The organism is Ralstonia sp. VS2407, assembly GCF_052950655.1.
Genome location: NZ_JBRFVG010000004.1, coordinates 269,793 through 294,687 on the forward strand (window position 1 = coordinate 269,793; position 24,895 = coordinate 294,687).

At 64.5% G+C, this 24,895-nt stretch carries 22 protein-coding genes; 10 read left to right on the forward strand and 12 right to left on the reverse strand.

Annotation, left to right across the window (positions count from 1 at the left end; translation table 11 throughout):
• Positions 1 to 10 precede the first annotated feature (10 nt).
• From ACU8YE_RS09115 to ACU8YE_RS09130, 4 genes are all read right to left on the reverse strand, one after another.
• Positions 11 to 1,486, reverse strand: a complete 1,476-nt coding sequence (locus ACU8YE_RS09115; protein ID WP_260801937.1) for a PelD GGDEF domain-containing protein — start codon at positions 1,484 to 1,486, stop codon at positions 11 to 13.
• Entirely contained in the window at positions 1,486 to 2,046 is a 561-nt protein-coding gene (locus ACU8YE_RS09120) for a DUF4136 domain-containing protein (protein ID WP_232040675.1), read from the reverse strand. Before ACU8YE_RS09120 ends, ACU8YE_RS09115 begins: the two co-directional genes overlap by 1 nt.
• Positions 2,047 to 2,115: 69 nt before the next feature.
• On the reverse strand, positions 2,116 to 6,147 hold the full coding sequence (locus tag ACU8YE_RS09125) for a tetratricopeptide repeat protein (protein ID WP_446928551.1): 4,032 nt from the start codon (positions 6,145 to 6,147) through the stop codon (positions 2,116 to 2,118).
• Complete coding sequence (locus ACU8YE_RS09130) at positions 6,134 to 8,971, reverse strand: bifunctional glycoside hydrolase 114/ polysaccharide deacetylase family protein (RefSeq protein WP_232040677.1); 2,838 nt, start codon at positions 8,969 to 8,971, stop codon at positions 6,134 to 6,136. The genes ACU8YE_RS09125 and ACU8YE_RS09130 overlap by 14 nt, the downstream gene beginning before the upstream one ends.
• 485 nt (positions 8,972 to 9,456) lie before the next feature.
• Between ACU8YE_RS09130 and ACU8YE_RS09135 the strand changes: the two genes are divergently transcribed.
• The gene (locus ACU8YE_RS09135; protein ID WP_446928552.1) at positions 9,457 to 10,764 is read left to right on the forward strand and encodes a hemolysin family protein; all 1,308 of its coding nucleotides are present in this window, start codon (positions 9,457 to 9,459) and stop codon (positions 10,762 to 10,764) included.
• On the opposite strand, the gene ACU8YE_RS09140 is transcribed toward ACU8YE_RS09135, so the two are convergent.
• From ACU8YE_RS09140 to ACU8YE_RS09150, 3 genes are all read right to left on the reverse strand, one after another.
• Entirely contained in the window at positions 10,761 to 11,189 is a 429-nt protein-coding gene (locus ACU8YE_RS09140) for a carboxymuconolactone decarboxylase family protein (protein ID WP_446928553.1), read from the reverse strand. The genes ACU8YE_RS09135 and ACU8YE_RS09140 overlap by 4 nt on opposite strands.
• Positions 11,092 to 11,649 (reverse strand): MerR family transcriptional regulator, encoded by a 558-nt coding sequence (locus ACU8YE_RS09145; protein ID WP_232040680.1) that lies wholly within the window; start codon positions 11,647 to 11,649, stop codon positions 11,092 to 11,094. The genes ACU8YE_RS09140 and ACU8YE_RS09145 overlap by 98 nt, the downstream gene beginning before the upstream one ends.
• Before the next feature lie 139 nt (positions 11,650 to 11,788).
• Entirely contained in the window at positions 11,789 to 12,013 is a 225-nt protein-coding gene (locus tag ACU8YE_RS09150) for a signal peptidase (RefSeq protein ID WP_232040681.1), read from the reverse strand.
• A 403-nt stretch (positions 12,014 to 12,416) separates the two neighbouring features.
• Between ACU8YE_RS09150 and ACU8YE_RS09155 the strand changes: the two genes are divergently transcribed.
• The 3 genes from ACU8YE_RS09155 to ACU8YE_RS09165 all read left to right on the forward strand — a co-directional run bounded on the left by ACU8YE_RS09155 (position 12,417) and on the right by ACU8YE_RS09165 (position 14,469).
• Entirely contained in the window at positions 12,417 to 12,689 is a 273-nt protein-coding gene (locus ACU8YE_RS09155) for a hypothetical protein (RefSeq protein WP_004631175.1), read from the forward strand.
• A 184-nt stretch (positions 12,690 to 12,873) separates the two neighbouring features.
• Positions 12,874 to 13,701, forward strand: a complete 828-nt coding sequence (locus ACU8YE_RS09160) for a MipA/OmpV family protein (RefSeq protein WP_446928554.1) — start codon at positions 12,874 to 12,876, stop codon at positions 13,699 to 13,701.
• A gap of 327 nt (positions 13,702 to 14,028) precedes the next feature.
• Positions 14,029 to 14,469, forward strand: coding sequence for a hypothetical protein (locus ACU8YE_RS09165; protein ID WP_232040683.1), 441 nt, complete (start codon positions 14,029 to 14,031; stop codon positions 14,467 to 14,469).
• A gap of 86 nt (positions 14,470 to 14,555) precedes the next feature.
• On the opposite strand, the gene ACU8YE_RS09170 is transcribed toward ACU8YE_RS09165, so the two are convergent.
• Both ACU8YE_RS09170 and pedF read right to left on the reverse strand, forming a co-directional pair.
• A complete protein-coding gene (locus ACU8YE_RS09170) occupies positions 14,556 to 15,437 on the reverse strand; it encodes a substrate-binding periplasmic protein (protein WP_232040684.1) in 882 nt (293 codons plus the stop codon).
• Positions 15,438 to 15,534: 97 nt separating this feature from the next.
• Positions 15,535 to 16,020: a cytochrome c-550 PedF gene (gene pedF, locus ACU8YE_RS09175; protein ID WP_232040685.1), complete on the reverse strand. Its 486-nt coding sequence runs from the start codon at positions 16,018 to 16,020 to the stop codon at positions 15,535 to 15,537.
• A gap of 265 nt (positions 16,021 to 16,285) precedes the next feature.
• Between pedF and ACU8YE_RS09180 the strand changes: the two genes are divergently transcribed.
• The gene (locus ACU8YE_RS09180) at positions 16,286 to 18,304 is read left to right on the forward strand and encodes a sigma-54-dependent Fis family transcriptional regulator (RefSeq protein WP_414560890.1); all 2,019 of its coding nucleotides are present in this window, start codon (positions 16,286 to 16,288) and stop codon (positions 18,302 to 18,304) included.
• Here the strand turns inward: ACU8YE_RS09180 and ACU8YE_RS09185 are convergent.
• Positions 18,290 to 19,234 carry an alpha/beta fold hydrolase gene (locus ACU8YE_RS09185; protein WP_446928555.1) on the reverse strand — a complete coding sequence of 315 codons (945 nt, stop codon included), beginning with the start codon at positions 19,232 to 19,234 and terminating at the stop codon, positions 18,290 to 18,292. The genes ACU8YE_RS09180 and ACU8YE_RS09185 overlap by 15 nt on opposite strands.
• A gap of 104 nt (positions 19,235 to 19,338) precedes the next feature.
• Between ACU8YE_RS09185 and pqqA the strand changes: the two genes are divergently transcribed.
• The 5 genes from pqqA to pqqE all read left to right on the forward strand — a co-directional run bounded on the left by pqqA (position 19,339) and on the right by pqqE (position 22,611).
• Positions 19,339 to 19,413 (forward strand): pyrroloquinoline quinone precursor peptide PqqA, encoded by a 75-nt coding sequence (pqqA, locus tag ACU8YE_RS09190; RefSeq protein ID WP_009277446.1) that lies wholly within the window; start codon positions 19,339 to 19,341, stop codon positions 19,411 to 19,413.
• Positions 19,414 to 19,559: 146 nt separating this feature from the next.
• Positions 19,560 to 20,477, forward strand: a complete 918-nt coding sequence (gene pqqB / locus ACU8YE_RS09195; RefSeq protein WP_316878872.1) for a pyrroloquinoline quinone biosynthesis protein PqqB — start codon at positions 19,560 to 19,562, stop codon at positions 20,475 to 20,477.
• Positions 20,474 to 21,184: a pyrroloquinoline-quinone synthase PqqC gene (gene pqqC / locus ACU8YE_RS09200; protein WP_232040689.1), complete on the forward strand. Its 711-nt coding sequence runs from the start codon at positions 20,474 to 20,476 to the stop codon at positions 21,182 to 21,184. Before pqqB ends, pqqC begins: the two co-directional genes overlap by 4 nt.
• The gene (pqqD, locus tag ACU8YE_RS09205; protein WP_045206002.1) at positions 21,165 to 21,437 is read left to right on the forward strand and encodes a pyrroloquinoline quinone biosynthesis peptide chaperone PqqD; all 273 of its coding nucleotides are present in this window, start codon (positions 21,165 to 21,167) and stop codon (positions 21,435 to 21,437) included. Before pqqC ends, pqqD begins: the two co-directional genes overlap by 20 nt.
• Positions 21,409 to 22,611, forward strand: coding sequence for a pyrroloquinoline quinone biosynthesis protein PqqE (gene pqqE / locus ACU8YE_RS09210; protein WP_260801944.1), 1,203 nt, complete (start codon positions 21,409 to 21,411; stop codon positions 22,609 to 22,611). Before pqqD ends, pqqE begins: the two co-directional genes overlap by 29 nt.
• 78 nt (positions 22,612 to 22,689) lie before the next feature.
• Here the strand turns inward: pqqE and ACU8YE_RS09215 are convergent, their stop codons facing one another.
• Together ACU8YE_RS09215 and ACU8YE_RS09220 are read right to left on the reverse strand one after the other, a co-directional pair.
• Positions 22,690 to 23,022 carry a c-type cytochrome gene (locus ACU8YE_RS09215; protein ID WP_232043036.1) on the reverse strand — a complete coding sequence of 111 codons (333 nt, stop codon included), beginning with the start codon at positions 23,020 to 23,022 and terminating at the stop codon, positions 22,690 to 22,692.
• 71 nt (positions 23,023 to 23,093) lie between these two features.
• The gene (locus tag ACU8YE_RS09220) at positions 23,094 to 24,848 is read right to left on the reverse strand and encodes a PQQ-dependent methanol/ethanol family dehydrogenase (protein WP_260801945.1); all 1,755 of its coding nucleotides are present in this window, start codon (positions 24,846 to 24,848) and stop codon (positions 23,094 to 23,096) included.
• Positions 24,849 to 24,895 lie beyond the last annotated feature (47 nt).

Below are 24,895 nucleotides of genomic sequence, written 5' to 3' on the forward strand. Positions count from 1 at the left end.
CTATGCGCCCCTATGCATCGAGATGGCAGCGCGCGAGGAAGCGCTGCAGCGCTTCGCCCGGATGCTCGCCGGTCACATGCAACGTCTGCACGCTGATGTGCCCGCCCTCGAAATCGACGCCGAACTGCGCGCGCAGGCTGTCTTCAATGCGCACCAGATAGGCCGACACCGCGCCCGCGCCCGACAGCGGCATCAGCGTGATGATGGCGCGGCGGTTCTTGCCGCTTGCCTGCCAGACAACATCCAGCGCACGGCGGCTGCGCACCACGCTCTCGAACAACGCGTCGCTGGCCTCGTCCTGGTGGAAGATGAGCGCCACCACCGACGAATCGATACCGGTGTCGCGATGCAGGCGTGCCAGCCGCCCGAGGTCGAGCGCGAATTCGTACGGCGCATCGGGCACGAGATCGAGAATCTCGGAGCTGACGGTGAGGTGGCGCACGCCGTCGGCGTAGTAGCCAAGCAGCACGAGCAGGAACTGCAGGTTCTCGTACGACAGCGAGAGGAACGGCATCTGATGCACGACCACCAAGCCGATCAGCTCATCCGCACCCGACAGCACGGGCGCGCACGCCACGTAGCGCGAGCTGTCTTCCGGGTTGTTCACGTTCCGCAGCTCAGGCGCCTGCGGGTGGCCCAGCGTGTGGGTGTCGATGCAATGGCGGATCAGCGGGTCATCGGCAACGATGTCGAACGGCGTGCCGACACGGGCCACCGGTTCGGTGTCGATGCGGTTGCCCGTCACGCGCACCATGGCCGCCACTTCCAGCTGGCAGGCCTGTGCCGTCCATTGCAGGAAGGGCTCGGCGCCGGGCAGTTGTGCCACGTCAGGCGCGTTCTCGGCCGTACCGTGCTCGCGCGCGGCCAGCGCGATATTGCGCAGTTGCGTGAGCGTGTCGCGCAGCGTGGTCGGCTTGGCCAGCAGGTCGTTTTCCAGGCGCTCGTGCGAGAGGCGCAGCAGGAAGTGGTTCTTCGTGAGCGCTGCCAGCCGGTCGTTCAGATAGCCATTGACCGTGCGGGCGCGAGACAACCGCGCGCCCCAGATGTCGCCGTACTGCCCGCCAACCAACACCAGCATCAGACCGCCCAGGAAGTACATGCGCGGGAAGCTGCCGGCAGCGGCCGTCTGTCCGTAGAAGACGGCCCAGGCGCCCAGCACCACCAGCGCGGCCAGCGCGCCGAGCAGCGTGCCGTAGCGCAGCGCCAGGATGAGTGGCACCAGCCAGATCCACGGAAAGCCGTAGCCGAGCAGCAGCGGGTTGTCGGGCGAGAACAGCCAGACGACGCCGATGGCCACCACCACCGCGCCCAGCGTTTCGAGCACGGCGCTCGGGCTGGACACGGCGGGCGCAATCAGGCGCCCATACCAGGTCGACGCGCCAATGCCCTGCGCGTTGCGCCGTCGCTCAGTTCGCCCACCCTGGCCGCGCGCATCGGCGGCGGCGCGGCCGGCCGATTGGGCGGAACCTGCGGACTCGGTCTTCATCAGCCCCGGCCCAGCGGCGACAGCAGCTCGCGCAGCAGCTTCTGCGCCACCGCCGACACGGCATCGCGGCTCCAGCCGGTACGGCTGCCGGCTGCGCTCCAGATCACGTTGCCGGTCTGCACGTCAATCACCTGCAGCGTGATGCCGACAGCGGGCTCGCCATCCACGCCGACCTTGTAGCGCCACTCATCCACGGCGCCGGTCAGGGCATAGCGGGCTTTCTCGCCGCGCGCCCAATCCAGTGCACGCGCCACGGCCTCGCGCTCGGCGGGCTCGAACAGCGATTCGCTGTTCAGGTTGGCCGGATACTGCTTGAGGTTGGAGAAGCCGCGCGCCTTCAGGATGCTGGCCGCGATCGTCTCTGCACGCAGGCCTGCCTGCGGCGTTTCGGTGTAATTGGCGATGGGCAGCACCACCCACGCGTCAGACGCGCTGGTTGCCGGTGCACGGCCGCTGTCGACCACCGCGCAGGCGGACAACACAAGCGCCGCACCGACGCCCGCTGCCATGGCCAGCCAGCGCCGGCGGCCGGCCTTCATCTTGTGGATCAAGGGTGTCATCGCGTTCTCCCTGGAGTCTTCCGTTGTGTGCTTCATGTCGTTTCTTCCCCGTTGCTTTGTTCTTGCTTGTCAGTAGAGCCACCGGTAGCGCAGGCCGATCTCCGTCAGCGGCGATGTACCCGCGCGCGTAATCGACTGGTGCTCGATGTACAGCGCCAGATGGTCGTTGCCAAACACGCTGCCTGCCACGCCAAGCTGGGCCTGCACGCCCCACCCTTCGCGGTTGTCATGCAGCATGCCCGCATCCATGAAGGGCCGCCATGCGCGCGTGTAGCGGTCCAGATAATCCGTGCCGAAGCCAAACAGCATGCCGAACTGGTTGAACGAGCGCGGCATGATCTGATCAACGTCCGGTGCGGCGCCCGAGGGAAGCAGGCGAGCCATCAACGGGCTGACCGTGCCCGATGCGTTGTAGCGTGCGACGGTACCAACCACGCGGATCGTGTAGTCCGGATATTCCACCCGGAAGCGGTGGCCGATTTCGCCATCGAACACCATGCCGCTGCCGAGGAACGAGCGATCCTGTCCGTAGAAGCGGTCGCCTTCCACGCGGGCGCGCACGTATTCGTTTTGCGTCAAGCGCCAGTTGTTGCCGATCGAGAACAGATCCTTCACGCCGCCCACACGCAGTTGCGGCGTTTCATTGGCCGGCTGGTTGCGGCCGATCGACAGTTCGGTGCCCACCGGCCCTACCTGCCCCAGCAGACCATCCAGCCGGAACGCGTAAAGCGAGCCCAGCCCCTGGCGCCAACCCACCGTGCCCTTCCACTGTGTGTTCTGCGTCTGGTACTGCGAGATCCAATCCACCTGTCGATCCTGCGCGGGCACACCGGTCAACTGCGTATCGTCGGTCGAGCGCTGGTTCCGCTGGGTGGCGCGCACCAGCATGCTGTAGTGGTCGGTCAGGCGGATGCCGGCGGCGGCGCTGGTCTCGAAGTACGTCAGGGGTGCCTGCTTGAACCACGTCTCGCGCGGCTCCAGCGCCTGCGCATTGGTCAGCAGCGTCTCCTGCACACGTTCGTGCAGTTGTGCGTCATCGGGGGCGGTGGTCAGCCCTTCAAACGACAAACGCTGCGCCTCGCCCAGGCGGTCCGTCATCACATTGGCATCGATGCGGTTGTAGAGCGGAATGCGGTCAGGCGTGTCGTCAAGCAGCCGGTTGAGCGTCTGCAGATCGCGCTCGGCCAGGGCAATGGAGATCTCGGCATAGGCCGGGCGCGTCATGCGGCGCGTGTACTGCTGCAGCAGCCACGCGCGCGCCAGATCATTCGCCTCCTGCGAGAGCGCCCAGCCCAGTGCGGCTTCCTTCGCCACGGCGGAAACAAGCTGATCGCTCACGCGGGGCTGCTTGCGCTTGTCGGCGGGAGTCTGGGGCGGCTCGGGCGGCAACGTGTCGATATCGCCCAGCTCCGATTTCTGCACAGCGGCGCTACCGCCTTCGCGGGCCTGCCGCGTGGCGCGGCGGTCATCGCGCAGCAGTTCGATCAGCAGTCGCTGCGACAGGTCGCCAGACCCGAACGTCTGGGCCAGTGAAACGCGCCGGGCACGCAATTCAGCGCGTGCATCTTCTTCCAGCGGCGCCGCGTCGCCATCGCCCACCGTGACGCGCGTGCCTACGCGGCGCCCCGCGGGCGGGTTGGCCTTGCCTTTGCCTGTCGTGTCTTCAGCGCGCCACAGCAACCACCACGCTTCGCGGCGCAGCGCCCAGGCGGCATCGGCCTGACCGGCCATTTCGCGGGCATCGGCATAGGCCAGCAACCAGAGCGGATCGGTCTGCATCGACTTGCCCTGGCGGCCCAGGAAGCGCAGCGCCAGGTTGGCGTCAAACAGCTGCAGGCCAGCGGCAGCGTAGGCGCCCCAGTACGCGGAATCGTTTTCGGCCTCGCCACGCCAAAGCGCCAATGCGCGCTTGAGCTCGGCGTTCTGACCGGAATCCAGCAGGCCCCAGAGGAAGGCGGCCTTCACATCGCTGCCGGCATCAGGCAGCGACACAGCGCGCCGCAAATCACGCATGGCGGCATCCCACTGACCGCTCTGGCGGAAATACTCTGCGCGCGCGCCCAGCACGCCGGCGGATCGCTCGGCCGCTTTGCGCTGTTCTGGCGTGAGGGAGGCCAGCAACCCATCGATGCGGCGGAAGGCTCGCGCACGCGTGTAGTAGTAGATGGCCTGCTGCAGGTGGACCATCGTGCCGTCCTTGCGGAAGGCAAGTTCTGCCAGACGACCAGCATCGATGGGGCTGGCGTCGTAGAAGTCGATCATCGTTGTCAGATCGTCTGGCTCAGCCTTGCCGCCGATCAGCAACTGTCGATACGCCTCACGCGACAGATCATCACGCTGGTTCAGACGCGCGAGCTGGGCGAAGGTCCGCCAGTAGAGGTCATCGGATGGCGTGGCCACCTTGTCCGCGGCCTGCATGGCGGCAAGCGCCTGCGCGAACTGCCCGCGCACGTACAGGATGTTCGCCAGCTTGAGCGCGTACTGCGCGTTGGGACCGAACTCCTTCTGCAAACGCACGTAGGTGTCGTAGGCCTGATCGTCTTTGCCTGCGCGCTCGGCCAGATTGGCATAGCGCTCCAGCACCACCTGGCGATGCGGCCCGCGCGCGATGCTGTTCAGGTAGGTCAGCCCTTCCACGGGTTCGCCCAGGCGCTCGTACGCCGCGATGATCTGGTCGAGCAACTTCATGTCGCCCGGGTTGCGGCCTGCCTGGTAGCGCAGCCCCGCCAGATAGGCGTGGTCTTCGTTGAGCGCGGGCGCCAGACGCAATACATGGTGCCAGGCCGCGTCATCCCCGGTGGATTGCGCGTACGCCAGCCAATAGTTCAACGCCGCCATCGGTTGGCGGTTCCACTCGGCCACCTGCGCGGCACGTTCGGTCCAGATTTTCAGATCGGGGCGTTGGCGCACGGCGGCCTCGGCCACGCGCATGGCATCGTTCAGATTGCCGCTGCCCATGAACACCTGGAATGCGAGGTCGTAGTCTTCGGCATTGAACGGGGCGATCCCGCGTGCAATAGCCTGTGCGCCCGACGGTTGCGCTGGCGAAGCTGCATCGTCAGCCTTGTTCTGCTTATCCGCGACGGGGCGAATGCGTGCAGCGTGGCGCTGACGACGCGCCAAGCCTTCCGGGCCATCCATGAACACCAGGTCTGCGGGACTGGGCAGCGGTTCAGGCCGGCCTGCGAATGCCCAGTCATGACGGGCGACACCGGAGGCCAAGGCAACACCCTCCCCCGCCTGATGCCACGACAGCCGCAGCAGGCGCCGGGCGTATTGGTCTGCCAGATCCGGCCGGTTGCATGCCATCGCCAGACGCGTGAGAAAGCGCAGCGTTTCGGTATCGTCGATCAGTGGGCCCACGCGGCGTTGCGCTTCCGTCATGGCGTCGTCGAGCAGGTTGCCGGCCTGCAGTGCCTTCAACCCTGCAATGAAGTAGCGGCGCTGCTCGTCGAGCGACTTGGCGGTGGCCTGCGCAGCAAAGTTGGCAGCGGCAGCGGCGCGGTATTCGCCCACGCCGAGCGCGATCTCAGCAGTACGCGCCTGCCATTGCGCGGCGCGCGCCACATCCTGTTTTGCCAGACGTTGATAGAACTGGATGGCAATCGCCCCCTGATCCAAGCCACGCGACTTGGCGGCGAGCATCTCCAGCTCGGCCGCAGTCCAGCGATAGTCCAGCGCCTGCTTGAGCAGACCACGCAGGTCGATCAGCATGGCCGCGCGCTGCGGATCGTTCGGTTGCAGCGCGTAGGCGCGTTGCTCCCGGATGGCGATATCCAGCAGCAGCGCTTCACGGTCGAGCGTCTTGTCGTGCTGCGCGCGCATGCGAGCGACCATGGCTTCGGCTTCTGCCAAGCGGCCCGTGCGCACGTACTGGGCAGCCAGCACACTCAAGAATTCGCCGTCGTTCGGGCGCACGCGCAGCCACGCTTCCAGGTAGGCCACCGACAGCGCATCGACCTTGCCGCCCTCCAGCAGGCGCGCCTCCAGACGTTCGCGGGGGAACATCAAGGCGAGCGCCAGCCCGATCAGCGCACCCAGGGTACCGATCAGCCAGGCTGGCAGCAGCCGTTCACGCGGGGTCAGGTCAGCAGACCACATCGATACGTTGGTAGGTCACGGTTTGCGCAGCAGCTCCTGTCAGATCGACACGCACGGTGTTGTCTTGCGCACGGGCGGTGCGCGCCGGGTTGCCGTTGACCTTCACACGGCAGGCACCCGCATTGGCCAGACGAACAAACGGCTTGTAATAGCCGCCTGCCTCGAAACTCAACGCATTTCCGTTTCGTGCGAAATCGCGCACAAAGGCAGCGGCTTCAGCAATGTACGCCGGCTTGGCCGACTCCGCCCCAGGTGCGAGCGTAAAGCGTGCGGCACCGTCATCAAGATGGATATAGATGCCGCCGGCGGCCTTGTCATATCCGACCACCCCCTGCGCATCCGCCATGCGCGGCGTACCGGGCGCCATCCAGCGCAGCTCGCGCAGATCGCCATCGCCGCGCACCACCCAGGTGTTGTCGTCACCGACTTCTCGGGCGATGGCCATGTTGCGGAAGTCCAGCACCTTGACCACGTACTCGGTCGAATAGATCGGGAACACGGGCTGCGACAACGCGTAGTCATAGACCTTCTTCAAGGCCTTGAGCGACGCAAGCTTGGTGCCCGAATACATGTGGTAGTAGATGTTGATCGGCTTGAAGCGATACGGCGTGTCCGTCAACTGCAGCGTTTCAATCAGGCGATCGAAACCATAGAACGGCCCGGTCCAATCGTTTGTATAGACGTTCTCGTTCTGGTTTGGCGCAAACACCTGGTAAGCCCCTGGGCCCTTGTCGATGCCCAGCGGCGCAATCTCCGTCCATGATGGCGAACTGCGCGTGATGGTGGTATCGCCCCCGTTCAGGTTGAGCACGCCTGCGTCCCACGCCATGCGCACGGCAATCCCGGGAGGCTGGCAGTCGCCCGACCACTGCAGGAGCTTCACGCGCTTGCCGGGCGGGGCCAGACGCTCGTTGATGTAGTTGATCGAGCCCGCTATCTCGCGATCCAGGCTGAACTTGTAGCCCGGAATGGACAGCGTGAATGCGGTGTCGCCACCGCCCTTGTCCGCACCCGGGCCTTCCTTGGCCCGATCAGCGGCCGCGCCGGGCACGGTGCGGCTCCAATCAAACGGGTGCGAATAAGTATGGGTGCCCAGCTCGACATACGGCAGCGCGAACATCTGGCGCGCAATTGCTTCCAGGCGCGGCGTCAGCTTGGGGTAAAGCCCGCTTGCGCCCACCTCGCCTTCGATGATCGACAGCGTTGTCGGGATACGGTACTTCTCCCACACGTCCTGCAGCAGCACCTCGCCGGAATATTCGGGGCCAGGAAACTCGGCGCGTGAGGCAAAGCCGTCGCCATCCACGTGCACGAGCATGAGCCGGCGGCCGTTTTCAGAGGTCACATCGGGGATCGGCATGTCCGGCAGCGCCAGCGCGCGGCGCAGGAACTCGATCGGCTGGACAACCCAGCGGGCCTGCTCAACGGTGTCCATGGAGAACACCGCGTACGGATTCAGTACGTAGCCGCCCCAGTCGGTAATGGCAGCGGCATCAAACTCAAAGTTGCCCGACTTCAGCCGCAGCAGCGACTGCCCATTCGCGCTCACCTTGATCGGCTGGGCTTCACGGCGCTCCGGCTGGGGCGCCATCTCAAAACCCATCATCTTGTCTTGCGATACCACCGACAGCGGCCCGCTGGCACGCCCGCGCACGAGCTGCAGCTTGAACATGTCGGCCATGCTGCCGTCCACCGGCAGGCCGAACTGGTTCAGGAAGGCGATGTGCACGCCGTCATGAATACGTTGCCGCACCCACGACGACAGCGCCGCCACCTGCTTGATCGGACTGGTGTTCACCCACACCACCACGCCGGCGTAGCGGTCGGGCGGTACCGAAGCCGGCAGCGGCTTGTTGATGTCGGCGTACTCGACGTCGTAGCCAAGAAAATTGAGCGGCGTGGCCACGAAGCGCACGCCCTCGCTGGTGTCGATAGTGGTACGCGGGTCGCGGTCCTGCAGGATCAACACCTTGCGCGGCAACACCTCGATGCGCCCCACGCCAATGGTCGACAGGTCGGGATCGGTCACGTACGGCACCACGCCCTGCGCCTTGATGCGCTTGGCCGTTTCGCGTGCACAGGCACGGTCGGTCGGCGGGCAGTAGTCGATGGCGATGACGGGCAGGTGATAGTCGTCGCGAATCTGGCGTACATGGCCCATCAGCCATTCGCGGTCGGCGTCGCTCACGTCCTTGTACTGCTTGCTGCCCTGGTCCCAGCCGCGATACAGCGATTCAAACGCCACCGCATACGCCAGGTCGTGCACCTGCGGCAGGATCTCAAACCCGCGGTTGAAGATCAGCTTGGCGTCCGGATAGCGCGCCTTGATCGCGCGAATCACCCGCACCATGCCGGCTTCCTGCGCCGCGCGCGAGGCGTCGTCCTTGGCCACCAACTGATAAGAGTCGAGCGTATCGAGGAAAAAGCCACGGTAGCCCTTGTCCCACAGCGGCTTGATGACGTGTTCGACATAAAACGCCGGCCACTCGGGCTGGGCCTGGTCGACCACGCGTGAGGCCCACGCCGCGTTGCGGCCCGACAACCAGGCCTTGGGTAATTCCTTGTACCAGCTGCGCTCAGGCGTGACCTCGCCCACGCTCACATAGGCGTACCACTGCGTCTTGGGTGTCTTGAACTGCGATGGATCGAACCCGTGGTCGGGTTCCACCACCACCGCATCGAAGGCGCGCAACTGCGCCACGGGCGGTTTGTCGCCGTAGTACCACGCGATGTTCGGCGCGCTGGCCGAGACGGAAGATGTAACCGCAGACGCACCGGATCCGGTGGTGGCAGACGTTTGTTGCGCAAACGTCGTACAAGGCATCGATACGGTGGCTGCAATAAGAAAGCCTGCCAACCGAGCGATCGTCCCTGCCGTATTCCCCCGTTTCCCCCCGGTGCGCCGCTGTAAACGGCTGAGAACCCACATGAACTGATACTCCGCTATGCAACTGAGTGCATGAATTAGGCCGATCTGCGCCGGCGCTGAAGATCGGCCCCTGTGGCGGCGCCGTCCCGGAACTGCTGTTTTTCTTCCCGGTCGCCGCCCGCAAACGCAGGCCCCGCAAGGCATACCGAGATAATGTGTCCGAACGTCAAGTATCGCCGATGCCATGGGTACACCGCAAACCACATTTTTGATGGCCGTATACCCCTCTCGGACATAAACAATTGTTTGAGATCAATCGCGCATGCCGTGGTTTGACAAAGCATTCAGGGCTGCACCATGATCATTCGGAGCCACATTCCACGCGACCGTGCAGTTGTCGCTGCGCAACGACGCGACTTGCCCGGACGGCCCCCGCCATCATGTCCGCCCTCATCCTTGCCCTGCTGATCCTGATCAGCGCCTTTTTTTCTGCTTCCGAAATCGCCCTCACGGCATCGCGGCGCACCCGCCTGCAAACCCTAGCCGACGACGGCGACACCCGCGCCCTGCGCGTGCTGCAACTCAAGGACATGCCCGGCAACTTCTTCACCGTGGTGCAAATCGGGGTGAATGCGGTGGCCATCCTGGCCGGTGTCATCGGCGACAGCCAGATCTCGGGGCCGCTCGCCGCGGGGCTGAGCGAGTGGCTGCCTGCCGCCCGCGCCGAACGGATCGGCAGCATCGCCGGCTTCATCATCGTGACGGCGCTGTTCATTCTCTTTGCCGACCTGCTGCCCAAGCGCCTGGCCGTGCTTTACCCCGAGCGCTGCGCCCTGTCGGTCATCGGCCCGATGCAGTCGTGCCTGCGCGCACTGCGGCCGGTGGTGTGGCTGTTCAATGGGGCGGCCGACATGTTCCTCAAGCTGTTTGGCGTGCCGACACACCGCGTCGACCAGATCACCACCGAAGACATCGCCGCCATGGTGGGCGCAGGCGCGGAAGCCGGCGTGCTGCGCAAGCACGAGCTGGCCATGATCGAAAACGTGTTCGAGCTGGAATCGCGCACCATCACCTCGGTGATGACCGTGCGCGACGAGGTGATCTACTTCACGGTGGACGAGCCGCTGGAGTCGATCAAGATGAAGATCATTGCGCAGCCGCACGCCGAATATCTCGTCTGCCGCGAAGACATCGACTCGGTGCTCGGCTTCATCGCGTCCAAGGACATCCTGCAGCAGATCCTGTCGGACGAGTCGTCCGCCGTGATCCGTAACATCAGCAAGCACTACGACAAGAATCTGCTGGTGCTGCCAGACACGCTCAATCTGTCGCAAGCGCTCACGCGCTTTCGCGAGATGCACGAGCGCTTTGGCGCGGTCGTCAACGAATACGGGCTGGTGGTGGGTGTTGTGACACTCGACGACATTGTCGGCGCGGTGATGGGCGACATCCTGTACCTGGGCGAGGACGAGCAGATCGTGCGCCGCGATGACGGCTCATGCCTGATCGACGGTGTCACGCCGCTGGGCGACGTCAAACGCGCCTTCGACCTCGACGACCTGCCCGGCGAACACCACGTCGAAACGCTCGCCGGGCTGGTCATCTACGCGCTCAAGCGCATTCCCAAGAAGAGCGAGACGGTCGACATCGGGCCGCTGCATATTGAAGTGCTCGACATCGACAATCACCGCGTCGATCAGTTGCTGGTGTCGCGGCGGATCGACCCTCCGGCAGCGACCACGCACTAGGCCTTGGCGTCGTGAGCGGCAAACACTTCCTTGGCGGCAAACATGCCGTTGAGCGCTGCCGGAAAACCCGCGTATAGCGCCATCTGCAGAATCGTCTCGGTGATCTCCGTGCGCGTGAGCCCGACGTTGAGCCCCGCCGCAATGTGCACCTTCAACTGCGGTGCCGCGTTGCCCAGCGCCGTGAGCGCGGCAATGGTGGCAATCTCGCGCTCGCGCAGCGTCAGGCCAGGGCGGCAGTAAACATCGCCAAACCCGAATTCGACGATGTAGCGACCGAGGTCGGGCGCGATGTCGGCCATGGCCTCGACCACGCGTTCGCCGGCCACATCATCGACTTCCTTCAGCTTTAGCCAGCCCCGTGCGTAACGGTCGTCCTGCAGACTGGCGTGGTTTGCGGATTGGGCGGTGTGCGTGTTCGGTGTCATGCGCGTCCTCGTTCGGTTGGCGTTTCGGCTTGTGCTTCGATTTGAGAGATGAGGAAGCAGAGCCCTTCGCGCCTTCCGCGGCTTCAATCCGTGCCCGGATGCCGTCGTAGACAACGAGTTTGACGCGCAGCACGGCCAGCGTTTCGGCCCGCGCGCGCAGCTCCGCTTCCAGCGCCGCCGCATGCGATTCCAGCAGGCGTTGGCGCGCCGACACACTCTCCAGACTGTCGCCCTGCCGCCGCAGTGCGGCGTACGCCTGCATCTGCGCGATCGGCATGCCGGTATCGCGCAGGCGCAGCAGGAACTCGAGCCATCTCATGTCTTCGGTGCGGAAGACACGATGGCCGTTATCGCGCCGCTGCACGCTGTCGAGCAGGCCGATGCGCTCGTAATAGCGCAGCGTATGCGTCGACAGGCCGGTGGCTTCTGCAACTTGGGCGATGGTCAGGAATGTGGTCATGAACGGAGCTTAGAAGTTAGAGCGCACTCTAAGTCAAGCGACTTTAACGTGAATCTTTTCGGCTCGCACAAAACAAAGCGCCGGCTCCTTCTAGGAGGCCGGCGCTTCGGTGTGCAGAAAATCGGCGGGCTACAGCAGATCAGCCGCCCACGCCGTACGCGCTCTTGTCCTGATGCTTCGGACGATGGTCGCGTTTCTTTTTCTTCTTATGAAGTTGCGTTGCCTTTTCGCCTGCGGCAGGAGCCGACGCGGCGGGTGCCGGCGCGGCAGCGGCAGGTGCCGGAGCCGCTGCCGGTGCGGACGCCTGCGCAAACGCGCCGGCGCTGAAGACTGTAGCCACGAGGGCGGCCAGAAGCTTGTTCATCGTGTTGTCCTTATAGAAGAGACTGGTTTGTGGCGCTACCGGTATCGGATGGAGCGTGACCCATTGCGCTCCCACGCCCGCGATGCAATGCGCGGCCTGACATCGAAATGACCCACGCATCACCACCCAGTGTGGTGTACGCGTCAGCAGTTGTCCACCCGACGCCTGACGGTACGCCGATGCGCCGGGCCTGGCCTTGATGTGTCTCAACCCATCGCGACAGACATCGGACGCAGCGAAAACGACCTTGTTACGCGCGCTTACACCGTGGGCAGAACGCTTACAAACGGCGGTCAGCGCGCTCTCAATGTGAGACGTTTTTGGAGGCATGGATCGCAAATGGGACGAGATCCATGTATCTGGAGTCCCAATATCCCGCTTGTATCTGATTAAGGAGTCTCACATGAAAGTCGCTCAATCCCTGGCCGCTCTGATCGTTGCTGGTGCCTTCGCAGCCCCCGTGTTCGCAGCTGGCACCGCCTCCGCACCGGCCGCCGCACCCGCACCGGCGGCGACCGCTGCAGCGACGACCACCGATGCTGCTTCGGCACCGAAGGCTGAAGCCAAGCACGAGAAGAAGCACGCTCACAAGAAGGCCCACAAGGCTGCAGCCAAGTCGGAAGCCAAGACCGACGCTGCTTCGGCACCGAAGGCCGCTGCGCCCGCCAAGCAATAAGGCAGCCGCACCATGAAGAACGCCGGGACATCCCGGCGTTTTTTTTCGCCTGCTTGCCAGCGCGGCACTGCAGATGCGTCAGACGCTCGCTGCCTTCCCTCGTCATCCTGCGTTCCGACGGTTCCACTAGAATGGCGTGCCGCCGTTTCCTTCGCTCACATTCCTTTCGAGTTTCCGCCCTCTCATGCCGCTGTCTTCGCGCGCCCTGCCTCGCCTTGTGTTCTTCCTTCTGATGGCCATCGGCGCATTGAGCGGCATCGCCCGGGCACAGACAAGCCCCGCCGCCAACACGGAGAGCAACGCAAACAACAGCGCCGACGCCAGCGACTGGAGCATTGCTGTGGGCCCGGCGATTTACATGTCGCCCAAGTATCCGGGCGCAAAATCGAGCTTCGTGTTTCCGTGGATCGATCAGGAGATCGAGTACAAGCACCGGTTCTTTTCCAAGGGGATGGACTTTGCGGGTGTGTACCTGGCGAACAACGACACGTGGCAGGTGGGCGGCAACTTCCAGTTCGACCCGACGTGGCGCCATGCGCATGACGACGCGCGCCTGAATGGTCTGGGCAACGTCAATGCCACGGTGCGCGCAAAGGCGTTTGCCCAGTACACGGTGTCGTTCCTCACGCTGTCCACCGATGCGGAGCAGGACATCCTCGGTAACCGCCAGGGGTTGATCGCCAACGCCGATGTCTACGCAAGCGCGCCGCTCGGCCGCTGGCTGTTCAGCCTCGGCACCGGCGTGTCATGGACGAACGGCCAGTACATGCGTACGTTCTTTGGCGTGGACGATGGGCAGAGCGCCCGTTCGGGCCTGCCGGTATTTGCCACGCATGCGGGGCTGCGCGACATCCACTTCAATGCCATCGTCACGTGCAAGCTCGATGATCGGTGGACGGCCAATGGCTCGCTCACGGTTGCGCGGTTGCAAGGAGATGCGGCGGATAGCCCGATCACGCAGCGCCGCCAGCAGACCACGGCCATGGCTTCGCTTACGTACCGGTTCCGCTGACAGGGCGCCCCGGATCGGGCGCGGTGATGTGCGCAATCGCTTGCGCAGGCAGGTGACGTTTGCCTCGCAAACCTGTGCAAAGTAGGCAATCCGCTTATGAGACCAGAAGTTGGCCCGTGCGCCTCTCACCCAAACGGACCATGCTTCCTTTTCACAACAGGCATGCGCGTGGACTAGCGCAATCGCGCTGCTTTTTTTGCTAGTCTGTTTGGCAAGCGGCGATCACTTCCGATCAATGCGCGGGCAGTGAACGGTGTCTTCCCACCGGCGGCGGACACCGCAAGACAGGAGGGCTTGACCATGTTGCGGTGGATTGCAAACTGGGCCTTGAGCCACGCACCCTCTCCCGAGAAGCAGGCCGAACGCGCGCTAAGCGAATTGCGCATGGAGCTGTACCAGGCAGAGCAGCGCGTGATGGATGCTCAAATGCACGCGGACTATTACCGCGCCCGTATCACGTTCCTGGAAGATGTCGTCAAGAAAGGCATCGAGCGCGTCTCCGACCAGCGCAAGGGCAAGCAGGAAAGCGCCCACGCATTGCGCGCCGGTCTCAAATTCACGGCCGAGTTGTGGCGCGAATCGCAATCGCGTGACTCGCACATGCTCAAGCGCCGCACGGCAATGTCGTTCATCGACCCGCACGACGCACAGGCCGACGAATCGCACGCGCCGAAGATCCACCACTTCTCGAAGATCCCCGTGGATTCGGCGTTCGACGACAACGTGAGTGCGCTGCCCTCCAAGCACGCCGCGGCGGAGAAAGCATAGCGCGCGAGCTGGCCGGTGCGGCCAGCCCGCACGGCCAGCGCATCAGAGACGTCGACACGTTCGGCTCCGTGGGCGGGCAGTGGCGCCTACGGTGCCACCATCGACACGCCGTACTGCGCAAAGATGCGCTGCAGCTCGCCGCTGGCGCGCAGGGCATTGAGGGCGCTCTCCAGCGCCTGCGCCAGTTCACGTTGATCCGCCTTGACGGCCATGCCGATCGCCCAGCCGCGGGCGGGCAGTAGGGGCGACTGCAGCTCGGTCGCCACAAAGCGTGTGGCAGATGGATTCTGCGTCTTCAGCGCACTTTCATATTGCGCCCGCGTCACCATTGCCGCGGCAATCTGGCCGGAGAACAGCGCACGTAGCGCCTCGTTGGCCTCCGGGTAGATCTTCACCTTGTCGCGCAGGGCGCCGTTGGCGCTGGAAAGCAGCGCGCTTGCGCCGCCCGATCCCTGCTCGGCGCCAGTCGCCTGGCCGGCGAGGTCTTCGAAACTGCTGACCTTGCGGACGCGCTCGCTGTCGTACACCAGCACGTAGCCTTCGCGAAGGTACGGCGCGAAGATCAGCACCTGCCCATTCTGGCGAATGAAATTCGGGTCGACCGGCACATGCAGCATCACGTCGGCCGGGCCGTATCCCAGGTAATGCCCCTTCCAGACCATATTGCGCAGGTCGCCCGACATGCCGTCGTCATCCGCATCAAAGGGCAGCAACGACGCCGACAGGCCCATCTGCTTGCCGAGCGCATTGGCAAGCGCCACATCAATGCCGCTGAATTGCCCCCCGACGTTATCGGAGAACGGTGGCAGGCCCTTGTACAGCGCGACCTTCAGGGCGCCGCTCTGGCGGATCTTCGCCATGTCGGCGTGTGCCGGCACGGCGCCCAACACCATGGCTGACGCGGCAAGCAGGAGGCAGGCAAGGCGGCGAAAAACTCCGGCCGCAGCCAACCGAAAACGGGCGTTCATGAGACATCTCCAGGCGGAAAAAAATGAGCGAGCCGATGCACACGAAGGCAGGGACAGCACCGGCTCGCCAAGCTGCCAACTGAGGCAGGCCGACCTACTAGTCCTGTACGCGGCGCGATTCCAGATACGTCTTGATCGCCCAGACCGCTTCCTGGGTCAGCACGCCTTCAAACGGCGGCATGTAGACACGACCGTCACGGGTGCGGCCGTGGCGGACGGTGGCTGTGAAGTATTGCGACACCTCGCCGTAGCAGGCTTCCTTCTTCTTGGCGTCGGCCAACGACATGCAATCGGTGTCGAGCTTGCGCAGGTCGGGGGCGATCCCGCCCGAGATGGCCTCCAGCCCATGGCAGCGCGCGCAGTTCTGGTTGAACCCGGAGGAGCCGATCCGCAGCGCTTCGTCGTGTGCGGGACCGGTCCGGTATGGATTGTCCTGACGCCAATCGGCGCCGAGTTGCGGTAAGGTGTGCGTGTCTACGGCCTGCGGCGTGACATCGCCGTGAGCGGATGCGGTTGCGGGCAATCCCGCGGCCAGGAATGCGCAGGCAGAAAGCAGCGCGAGCAAGTTGCGAGGCGTTTTCAAGAGTGTCTCCTAGTTGTCGTTGAAACGATTTTTGGAGGCATTTCTGCAAGAGCCATACCAAGTCGAGAATCTGCCGGGAGACACCGCCAAGATCCGCCAAACGCTCCAGATATCGGAGGCATGGGTTGGCACAGGTGCTCAGGAATGCAACACCCTGGCAAGGGTCTTGCTTCATGGCGCAACACTTCCGGTTCGCTCCCTGCTTAAATGAAGCGATCCGGGCGACCCGCACACAGATTGCGGGCGAGGTTTTAGGAGACACACCATGACCCCTCACGCGGCAGCCGGCACGCGCGCTTCCGACAACGCCCCGGCCACGCTCGGTGACGCACCGCACGATCAGCCCGAACTGATCGCGCAATCGCACGAACGATCCAAGTCGTACGGCCTGCGGCCCTATGAATCGCCCGACTTCTGCCCGGTGCTGCATAACGAGCTGAAGACCGAGATCGAGCGCAGCCAGTCGCTGTTCACGCACGCGCTGCCCGTCATGGAGACGCTCTACAGCCAGATCGTCAACACGCAGAGCATGGTGATCCTGACCGATACGTCGGGCCTGATCCTGCATTCGATGGGCGACGACGATTTCCTGGCCCAGGCCAGCAAAGTGGCCCTGCAGCCGGGCGCGCTGTGGTCGGAAGCGAGCCGTGGCACCAACGCCATCGGCACGGCGCTGGCCGACGGCAAACCCACGCTGGTCCACGGCTCGGAGCACTACCTTGAGGCCAACCAGTTCCTCACCTGCTCGTGTGCGCCGATCTTCGATCCGTACGGCGCCACCGTGGGCGCGCTCGATGTGACGGGTGACCATCGTGGCTTCCACAAGCACACCATGGCGCTGGTGCGCATGTCGGCCCAGATGATCGAGAACCAGCTGTTTGCCAACACGTTCCAGGACGTGGTGTGCATCCACTTCCACTCGCGCCCGGAATTCATCGGCACGCTGGTCGAAGGGATCGCGGCCTTCACGCCGGCGGGGCGCTTCCTGTCGGCCAACCGCAGTGGCGAGTTCCAGCTCGGCCTGTCGATCCGCGCGCTTCAAGCACATACCTTTTCGTCGCTGTTCGGGCTGTCGATGTCGCAGTTGATCGACCGGGAACGTACCGCGGCGGCAGGCATCGTGCAGCTGCAGTTGCCCAGCGGCGTGAAGGTGTTTGCGCGCGTCGAATGGAAGCGGCCGGCCAACCGCATGGTGGGCGGCGCAATGGGCGCAGAACGTTCGACCGACCACGACACGGCGCCGCGCCGCGCCTACATCGAGCCATCCCGGCAACCGGCAAGCCTGGAGGCACTGGATACCGGCGACGCGCAGATCCAGACCGTGATCGGCAAGCTGCGCAAGGTCATCGGCAAGGACATTCCTGTCATGGTCCTGGGCGAAACCGGCACCGGCAAGGAACTGCTCGCGCGCGCCATCCACGCCGACAGCCCGCGCCATGCCGGCCCCTTCATCGCCGTGAACTGCGCGTCGATTCCGGAAGCGCTGATTGAATCCGAACTGTTCGGCTACGAAGAAGGCGCCTTTACCGGCGCGCGCAAGAAAGGCGGCATCGGCAAGATGGTGCTGGCCAACGGCGGCACGCTGTTCCTCGACGAGATTGGCGACATGCCGCTGCACCTGCAGGCCCGCCTGCTGCGCGCGCTGCAAGAGCGTGCGGTGTCGCCGCTGGGGAGCAACAAGCTGATCCAGGTGGATGTGACCGTCGTGTGCGCGACCCACCGCAACATGCGCGAGATGGTGGCCAGCGGGCAGTTCCGCGAGGACCTGTACTACCGCCTCAACGGCCTGGTCGTGCGCCTGCCGGCACTGCGCGAGCGCACCGACCTCGACGTGGTGGCCGACAAGCTGCTGAAGCTCGAACAGGCAGACGCGCCCCCCATCAGCGAAGCCGTGATGCAGATGTTCCGCTGCTACCACTGGCCCGGCAACATCCGCCAGCTCGGTAATCTGCTGCGCACCGCCCGGCTGATGGCCGAAGGCGCGCCGGAGATCACCGAAGACCATCTGCCCGACGATTTTCTTGAAGACTGGCAGGCGCGCCACGGCGACCAGCCGGCGGCAGACAACGCGGTGGCGCCGACAGCGGCTGTGCCGCCCGTCACTCAAAGCGTGGGCGGCTCCCAGCCCAAGCGGCTTGCCGATGTGGAGAGCATGACCATCATGGCGGCCGTGAAGGCGCACAACGGCAACATCTCCGCCGCTGCCAAGGCGCTCGGCATTTCACGCAACACGATCTACCGCAGGATCGACGAGGCAGGCGGTTTGCCCTCAGACACCGACTGACCACGCCGACGCACGGATGGCAGCGCCCAGCGCGTTCGCCATCTCCCCTACCGCCAGGTGCCCGCCCGGCACCCACACCAACCGCGCATGCGGTATCGCTGCAGACAATCGCAGCGCATTCCGGGGGTGGCAAACGTTGTCTTGCCGCCCATGCAGTAGTGTGACCGGCAATCCCCTCGCGCCGATACGCGCAGCCGCCCGCAGCAACGCAGCTTTCCCAAGCCCCGCCCGCCGATACAGGTAATGCGCCTGCAACTGATACTTGCGCACGAGAGCCATGCGCTGCTGCCATGTTTGGCGACGTGCCTGCGGCCGCAGCCCCAACAACCGATGCTCCGCACGCTGCCACGCACAGGCGATGTTCAATTTCTGAACAGTTGTACCAGGCTGCAACATGTCTGTTGCAACGAGAAGGCGACCACGGGCCGCGGGAAAACCCTCGCCGCGCGCGTCGACGCTCCGCAAGAGATCACGCCCGGCACCGCGCGCATTGAACAGCGCCTGCACATCGTCGAAACCGGTCAGGAAAGTGCCGCGCAGCACCAGCGCCGATACGGCATGGGGAAAGCGATCGGCATAGGCCAGCGCCAGCGCCGCACCCCATGACCCGCCGACCACGCCCCAGCGCGCAATGCCAAGTGCGGCGCGCAGTTGCTCAAGATCGGCCAGCAATGCCGTCACCGTATTGCGCCGTAGCGTGCCGGCCGGTCGCGAGCGCCCTGCGCCGCGCTGGTCCGGCAGCACGGCGCGATGCCGCAGCGGATCGAACCACGCGGCCATCGATGGCACGCAGCCGCTGCCCGGCCCGCCATGCAGCACCAGCCACGGTTCGCCGCAGTTAGGGCCGCATTGCCGCACATGCAAGCAGTGGCCGTCCGGCGCGCGCAGGTTGAAGCTGGTGGACGTGGTTGGCCAGTCGGAAGTGGGCATGGATGTTGCCTTGATGACGATGCGGCTGTGTTCGGCAAACGCCTGCGTCAGCCGCTGAACAACGCAGTGCACTCACTAACTATGCCAACCCTCAAGGAGGAGACATGAACTGGACGACGCCCGCCTATACCGAACTGCGACTCGGGTTCGAAATCACCATGTACATCGCCAACCGCTGATGCTGCGCGGCTGAGCACGCAAGGCTCCACGAGCCCGCCGGTTCTTCACGGCGGGCTTCTTTTTTTTCGGCGCGCGGCGCGCATGCCTCAGCGCCATGCCCTGGCCGACTTCTTGCTCAATCCGCCCGACACGTTGGATTTGCATCATGACCATACTCAGGGTTCTCGGCTCGGCCGCCGGCGGCGGTTTCCCACAGTGGAACTGCAACTGTCGCAACTGCGACGGCGTGCGGCGCGGCACCGTGCGTGCCACCCCGCGCACGCAGTCTTCCATCGCACTCGGCGACGGCCAACACAACTGGATCGTGGTGAATGCCTCGCCTGACATCCTCGCGCAGCTGCGCAGTTCGCCGGCGCTGCAACCGGCACGTGCGCCGCGTGATACGGGCATCGTGGGCGTCGTACTGATGGATGCGCAGATCGACCACGTGACCGGCCTCTTGATGCTGCGCGAGCATCGGCAAGCGCTGCCGGTCTATGCCAGCGCGGCCGTCATCAGCGATCTGTCCACCGCTTTCCCGCTCACACGCATGTTGTCGCACTACTGCGGGCTCGACACGCGCGCGCTGGCGCTGGACGGCACGGCGTTCTCGGTGCCGCCGCTCGACGACGTGGCGTTGACGGCCATCCCGCTGGAGAGCAAGGCGCCGCCCTATTCGCCCAGCCGCAACGCGCGCCGCGTGGGCGACAACATCGGCTTGCGCATCGTCGACAGAAAGAGCGGTCGGCGGGCGTTCTACGCCCCCGGCCTTGCCCGCGTCGAACCCCATGTGTTCGACGAACTGGGCGCGGCCGATGTGGTGCTGGTGGACGGCACCTGCTGGCAAGACGACGAAATGCTCGCCCTGGGTTTTTCCACCAAGACGGCAGCCGACATGGGCCACCTCGCGCAATCCGGCCCCGGAGGCATGATCGAAGTCCTCGACCAGCTGCCGGCCACGCGCAAGGTGCTCATCCACATCAACAACACCAACCCGATCCTCGATGAAGACTCGCCGCAGCGACGCGAGTTGGAGGCGCACGGTATCGAGGTGGCTTACGACGGCATGGAAATCTCGCTATGACACATCCTGTTGCCTGGACTGCCGAAGACTTCGAAGCGCGACTGCGCGCGAAGCAGGCGGGCTATCACATCCATCATCCCTTCAACCTGCGCATGCGCGCCGGCGAATGCACTCCCGAGGAAATCCGCACCTGGGTCGCGAACCGCTTCTACTACCAGGTCAACATCCCGCTCAAGGATGCGGCCATCCTGTCCAACTGCCCTGACCGGGCAACACGCCGTGAGTGGATCGTCCGCATTCATGACCACGATGGCGACGACGTCCAGCCGGGCGGCATCGAAAGCTGGGTGCGGCTGGGCGAAGCCGTGGGCCTCACGCGCGACGCACTGTGGTCTCACCGGCATCTGCTGCCGGGCGTGCGCTTTGCGGTGGATGCGTATGTGAACTTTGCGCGCCGCGCGCCTTGGCAGGAAGCGGTGTGCTCCTCCCTCACGGAGATGTTTGCGCCGGACATCCACAAGGAACGGCTGGCCGGCTGGCCCGATCACTATCCGTGGGTGCAGCCGGAAGGGCTGGCGTACTTCCGCTCACGCATTCCGCTGGCCTCGCGCGACGTCGAGCACGGCCTGCGCGTGACACTCGACTACTTCCGCACGCCCGAGCAGCAACAGCGTGCGCTGGACATCCTGCAGTTCAAGCTCGACATCCTCTGGTCGATGCTCGATGCCATCCAACAGGCCCACGCACATGAGCCCTCCCTTGCCTGATCCGGCCCACCCCATGCTGCACCGGACCTTCCGGCTGCAATGGGAAGACATGCAGCAAAGCTGGGTGCTGCTGTACCCCGAGGGCATGGTCACCCTCAATGACAGCGCCGCCGCGATCCTGCAGCGCTGCGACGGTGCCCATACCCTCGACATGCTGATCGACGACCTGCAGTCCGCCTTTGGCGTGCAGGGCATCGCTCCGGAGGTCCACGCCTTTGTCAAACATGCACTTGAACGCGGCTGGCTCGTTTGAGGCCGATTCGCTGCTGGCGCCGGCCGCTACGCCGATGCCCGGTCCGCCGCTCTGGCTGCTGGCCGAGCTGACCTATCGCTGCCCGCTGCATTGCGCCTTCTGCTCCAACCCGGTCGACTACACGCGGCACGACCAGGAACTCACTACCGAGCAGTGGTGCGATGTATTTACCCAAGCCCGGGCGCTAGGTGCTGTGCAGCTTGGCCTCTCGGGCGGCGAGCCGCTGTTGCGCAAGGATCTCGAAACACTGGTCGCGCATGCGCATGGGCTCGGGTTCTACGTGAACCTCGTGACGTCCGGGGTAGGCCTGACCGATGCGCGGCTTGGGGCGTTGCGCGCTGCGGGGCTCGACCATATCCAGTTGTCGTTCCAGGACTCCACGCGTGAGCTGAACGACTTTCTGTCGAGCACGCGCACCTTCGATCTGAAGCGCCGCGTGGCCGATCTGATCAAGGCCCACGGTTATCCGATGGTGATGAACTGCGTGATGCACCGGCACAACCTGCCGCACGTGGGGGCCATCATCGACATGGCGCTGGAGATCGGGGCCGAATACCTGGAACTCGCCAACACGCAGTACTACGGCTGGGCGTGGGAGAACCGCCTGGCGCTGATGCCCACCCTGGAGCAACTGCGCGACGCCGAGGCTGTCGTGAACGACTACCGGGCCCGCATCGGCAGCCGGTGCCAGTTGCTCTACGTCGTGCCGGACTACTTCGAGCAGCGCCCGAAGAAGTGCATGAACGGCTGGGGCACGACATTCCTCGGCATCGCGCCGGATGGCGTTGCGCTGCCCTGCCACTCGGCGCGCATGCTGCCGGGGTTGGAGCTGCCCAACGTGCTCAGCCAGCCGCTGCGCGACATCTGGCGAAGCAGCGACGCCTTTCAACGCTTTCGCGGCACGCATTGGATGCCGGAGCCATGCCAGTCATGCGAATCGCGCGAGGAAGATGCCGGCGGCTGCCGCTGTCAGGCGTACCTGTTGACGGGCGATGCGACACGCACGGACCCGGTGTGTGGAAAGTCGGCAGATCACGGCGCACTGCAGAAGGTGGTGCTGCAAGGCCGGATGGCTGCGATGAACGGGTTCGGGCAGATACGGGACACGCGCACCGGTGAAGTGCCGATCGTGTTTCGAACGGATGCCAACTCGCGCCGGCTGACACAGCCATAGAGCGCGGTCATCCATAGAAAGCGAAGAGGGCCGGACAATGCCGGCCCTCTGTTCTTTCCTTGCGAACAACGTCGAAACCTAGGAGCCTGAACTCAACACCCAGGCCACCAGCTGCTTCGCTTCGTCTTCCTTGAGATTGGGATGCGGGGGCATTGGGATACGGCCCCACGTGCCCTTGCCGCCGTCGCGCACTTTCTGCGCCAGCCTGGTCGGCGCATCGGCATCGCCCTTGTATTTTGCGGCCACGTCGGCAAAGGCGGGGCCGACGATCTTGGCGTGCATGCTGTGGCACGAGAAGCAGCCGCTCTTGTCGGCCAGGGCCTGCATGTCGGGGGCGGCGTGGGCAGGTGCCGCGCCAATTGCTGCGCACGCTACGGCCAGCAACGAAAACACTCCATTACGCATGATCACGATCTGAAACTCCATGAAGCTGTGCGAGAGGCTGCGCGCCGCACAGGGCGCACAGCGCTCAACTCAGCACGTCAGTTCTTGTGCAACTTGAACACCCAAACCGAACCGCCCTGCTCCAGGAAGTTCACGCGCTTGGCCACTTCACCGCCCCACAGCGGCACTGCACCACCCCAGCCCGACACCACGGCCACGAACTGCTCGCCGTTGTCTTCCCAGGTGACGGGCGGCGCAACGATGCCGCTGCCGGTCTGGAATTCCCACAGCTCCTTGCCGGTCTTGGCATCGGCCGCCTTCAGATAGCCCTCGGGCGTGCCCCAGAACACCAGTCCGCCGGCAGTCGTCATCACACCACCCCACAGCGGGGCGTTGTTCTTGATCTGCCATTCAATCTTGCCGGTCTTCGGGTTGATCGCGCGCAGTGCGCCGATGTAATCCTCATTGAGCGGCTTGATGGTGAAGCCAGCGCCCAGGTAGGCCGCGCCCTTTTTGTAGCTGACGGGCTCGTTCCAGATCTCCATGCCCCACTCGTTGGCGGGTACGTAAAACAGGCCGGTTTGCGGGCTGTAAGCCATCGGCATCTGGTTCTTTCCGCCCAGGAAGCCCGGCTCGGCAAACACCGCCTTGCCCTTTTTGTCTTCACCCGTGGCTTGCGCCGGGTCGCCCGGCCGGTGGTCCGGTGCGTAGTTCGGGCGGCCGGTCTTGAGGTCGATGCTGGTGGCCCAGTTGACCTTCACGAACGGGAACGCGTTGAGCAGCTTGCCACTCTTCGCGTCGTTCACGTAGAAGAAGCCATTGCGGTCAGCCTTCCCGCCGACGCGCTTGCCGTCCATGTCGAACGTGACGAACTCGTTCACGCCATCGAAATCCCAGCCGTCGTTCGGGGTGTTCTGGTAGTGCCAGACGATCTTTCCGGTGTCCGGGTTGATGGCCAGCGTCGACGACGAATACAGGTTGTCGCCCTTGCGCAGATGGCTGTTCCACGGGCCCGGGTTGCCGGTGCCGAAGTAGACCAGGTTGGTCTGCGGGTCATACGTGCCGCCCAGCCACGTCGATGCACCACCGGTCTTCCACGTCTCGCCGGGCCAGCTCGCGTTGAGCGTGCCCGTCATGCCGTTCTCGGTCTTGTTGCCGTCCTTGTCGTACTTGTAGCCCATGTGGCCTTCGACCGTCGGACGCGACCAGATCAACTGACCGGTCTTGGCATCGCGCGCTTCCACGCGGCCGACCACGCCAAACTCGCCACCCGACACGCCCGTCAGCACCATGCCTTTCACGATCAGCGGTGCAGCGGTCGTGGAGTAGCCCGCAGCGTAATCCTCGATCTTGTCTTTCCAGACGATCTTGCCGGTGTCCTGGTTGAGCGCGATCAGCTGCGCATCCAGCGTGGAGAAGATGACCAGGTTGTCGTACAGCGCAGCGCCACGGTTGACGACGTCGCAGCAAGGCATGATGCCCTCCGGCAGACGCTGCTCGTACTTCCACAGCTTCTTGCCGGTCTTGAGGTCGATCGCATAGATGCGCGAGTACGACGCCGTGACGAACATCTTGCCGTTGTAGATCAGCGGCTGGGCTTCCTGCCCGCGCTGCTTCTCACCGCCAAACGAGAACGACCATGCCGGCACGAGCTGGCTGACATTCTTCGTGTTGATCTTGGTGAGCGTGGAGAAGCGCTGCCCTTGCGTACCCATGCCCCAGGTCAGCACGTCGTTCGACGATTTCGCGTCGTTCTCGATCATGGCATCGGTAACGGGGGGCGTTGCCGCGTGCACGGCAACACTTGCTGCCGCCATTGCAGCCGCAAGTGCAATCACTCGTAGTGTCCTCATTCTTGTCTCCTCTACCTCTATTTATGGTCCAGGTCCGGCAGTGTGAT